Source organism: Komagataeibacter saccharivorans (genome assembly GCF_003207825.1).
GTDB classification, from domain to species: domain Bacteria; phylum Pseudomonadota; class Alphaproteobacteria; order Acetobacterales; family Acetobacteraceae; genus Komagataeibacter; species Komagataeibacter saccharivorans.
In genome coordinates this window covers 1-2,866 of record NZ_NKTY01000107.1, presented here as the reverse complement: position 1 = coordinate 2,866, position 2,866 = coordinate 1, and the positions used below count along the sequence as shown (strand labels likewise).

General features: G+C 54.9%; 3 protein-coding genes. All 3 read left to right on the top strand.

Annotated features, from left to right (window positions below; all coding sequences use genetic code 11):
- Positions 1 to 361 precede the first annotated feature (361 nt).
- The 3 genes from mobV (at position 362) to CFR79_RS15600 (ending at position 2,842) form a co-directional block, all read left to right on the top strand.
- Entirely contained in the window at positions 362 to 1,351 is a 990-nt protein-coding gene (gene mobV / locus CFR79_RS15610; RefSeq protein WP_110548475.1) for a MobV family relaxase, read from the top strand.
- A 268-nt stretch (positions 1,352 to 1,619) separates the two neighbouring features.
- Entirely contained in the window at positions 1,620 to 2,216 is a 597-nt protein-coding gene (locus CFR79_RS15605) for a helix-turn-helix domain-containing protein (RefSeq protein WP_258373669.1), read from the top strand.
- Positions 2,217 to 2,335: 119 nt separating this feature from the next.
- Positions 2,336 to 2,842 carry a rhodanese-like domain-containing protein gene (locus tag CFR79_RS15600; RefSeq protein WP_258373668.1) on the top strand — a complete coding sequence of 169 codons (507 nt, stop codon included), beginning with the start codon at positions 2,336 to 2,338 and terminating at the stop codon, positions 2,840 to 2,842.
- Positions 2,843 to 2,866 lie beyond the last annotated feature (24 nt).

Sequence of the window (2,866 nt, the reverse complement as noted above, 5' to 3'; positions counted from 1 at the left end):
GGTACCTGCATCCCTACTTGTTGCGTGAACCTCAATGTGGCCAGTTCTACAGGTGTTCACTCCAAGCGTACGTAAAATACACTTTCGTGTCGTGATCCCGTGTAGGACTAATGTTCGCTGGCGTAACAGGATGGTGCGGCATGGCCAATCTTCTGCGCGTCATGCCTTGGAACCGGCGTTCAAAAGGCTGATGGTTACTATTCTGCTCACCCGTTTTTGGACTGTCTCGATATCTGGAACGACGTCTAAATTATAGGGGAAGGGTCAAGGGATGGGGAGGGTGTCCTCCGTCCCGCTTACGACAATTTGCTTGCAAATTGTGTAGTAAGTCCACCTTTTGAAAAAAGGTGGCTGAAACACCATGTCAAACTTCGCCATTCTTCGGGTTCAGAAACTCAAATCGCCCAAGTCCGTCATGGCGTCCATGAAGCACGCCTACCGAGAGCAGGATACGCCAAACGCTGACGCCACGAGAACGCCAGACAATGACCTGATCGGGCCGCAGAACGTCAAACAGGGCATGATCGCGTTCGAGAAGGCGCTCCCTGAGAAGATCCGCAAGAACGCCGTCCAGTGCATCGAATACCTGGTCACGTCCTCACCTGGTGCGTTCGAGAACCGGGACGCTGACCAGGAGGCGTATCTGAACGAGGCGTTGCGCTGGATTCAGGAACGGCACGGCAAGGACAACGTGATCGCTGCCATCATTCACCGGGACGAAAAAACGCCGCACCTGTCGGCCTACGTGGTGCCAAAAGACCCCGATACAGGCCGCCTGAATTGCCGCCGGTTCCTCGGTGGTGCCAAGGCCCTGAACGAAATGCAGACCGACTTTGCGCGAGTTGTGGGACGCCCTGTCGGACTGGAACGCGGCATCGAGGGAAGCAAAGCCACCCATACCAAGCTGAAAACCTACTACGGGGCGCTGGAACGGGACGCACCCGAGCACAAAAACCTGACCCCTGCCGACCTAGAACCGCAGGTGCTCAAGAAGGGGATTTTCACCCGTGTTGTGGAAGACCCTGAGCAGGTGGCAAAACGCATAAGTCAGACCATTCAGCAGCATTATGAACCTGCCGTTCAGAGCGCCACAGTTGCCCGTACAGCGACCAAACGGGCCAAGGAAGACAGAGAGAGCCTGAAACAGCTTCAGAGCCGTCTGGAGCCTCTTGTGAAGGCTCTGAGGGATATTCCAACCCAGTACCGGGAGAAGGTTATCGAGGGCTGCGTGAAACTGGCCCAACAGCTACGCCAGAAACTCCAAGATCAGGCGGTTGAGGCTCAACGGGAACGAGCCAGAGAAATTGGCCGGAATCGCTCACGGGAGAATAGCCGAGGGCGGGGCCGCTGACCGTCCCATTCGCTCCCTCTTCCTGAGCAAATACCCTATTGCCCGGTTCTCCGATGTCACACGTTAAGCCGTGCATAATTGCCCCCCCCCCTTTTGGCGTAAAAATCGCAGTTTTCCACCGAAAAAAGAGAGAGACCATAGAGAGAGATTTTATCTTATTTATATCTAAGGGTTGGCCGATCGTCGTTTTTCGTTGGGGAACCGCCGAAAATGACTTGCCATTACCTCCCACACTGTGGGAGCATAAGCTCCCACCACATGGGAGGTAATGATCTCCTATACAGAGGTTTCCCACATGCGGAATGTGACCCGTCTCAAGACCCAGAAAGACCGGCTACGCGAAGATCAGGCCGAACAGGTTCGCCAAGCCCTTCTGCCGTTTTTCGACAATCCAGATTTTGACCACGATGCCCTTGGCCGGGTCATGGTCACCGTTCAACGCATCACCACCCCAGCCCCCGGAACAACGGAGCCGTTTGTTATGATCCGTCCCGCACAGAACCGTGCTGTCACCCTGTGGCTGATGAAGAACAGTAAGCGCCCCATGAAGGCCGTGGACGTCTGGACGCTCCTGTTCGATCACCTGTTCCCACACACTGGCCAGATCATGCTGACCCGCGAAGAAATCGCAGAGGCTGTTGGAATAAGAGCCGATCATGTCAGCGAAATTATGAGAGAACTGGTGAAGTTCGGGGCGATTTTTTCCGAGCGCGAAAAGGTAGCCGGGATGCGGGGGCCGGGTCTCGTCCGCTACTACATGAACCGGCATGTGGCCGAGTTTGGTAGCCGCGCTACACAAGAGGAATTAGCCCTAATCCCTAAGCCGGGCGCTAAACTAGAAGTTGTTCAGGGCGGCAAGGCCTAAAAACACTTACCTCGCGATAATCCCCTTAAACTGTCCTCTCTGTCGCCTGAAAAGCGGCCGCCTGCACAGCAACGCTGCTGCCCTCCCCCTCTGCTATCTCTATTGCAAGGATTAATACTATGACGCTTGCGTCTATTTCTCCCGCCGATACTCGCGCAGCGATCACTGCGGGCGCAATCCTAGTCGACATCCGCAGTGCAGATGAATATGCGCGTGAGCATATTCCCGGCGCAATAAACGTGCCGCTCGATCGGATCGGTGATCTGCCACATAACGGTCGTCAAATCATATTCCACTGCAAGTCCGGGATGCGCACTACTGCCAATACCTTACAGCTCGAATCAGCAGCTGACGGAGTACCGGCCTGTATTCTCAAAGGAGGTATCGATGCGTGGCGGCAGGCAAGACTACCCACCGTCGTCGATCGCTCACAACCGCTGGAAATCATGCGACAGGTGCAGATCACAGCCGGTACGATAGTGCTAACCGGCGTGCTGCTTGGTTTAATTGTTTCGCCCGTATTCTTCGGAATATCGGCGTTTGTCGGTGTAGGGGTCACGACACGAAAGTGTACTTTACGTACGCTTAGAGTGAACCCAACAAGAACGTTGAGGCTGTTCTGCTGAGAGTTCGATAGACAGTTGGCCGAG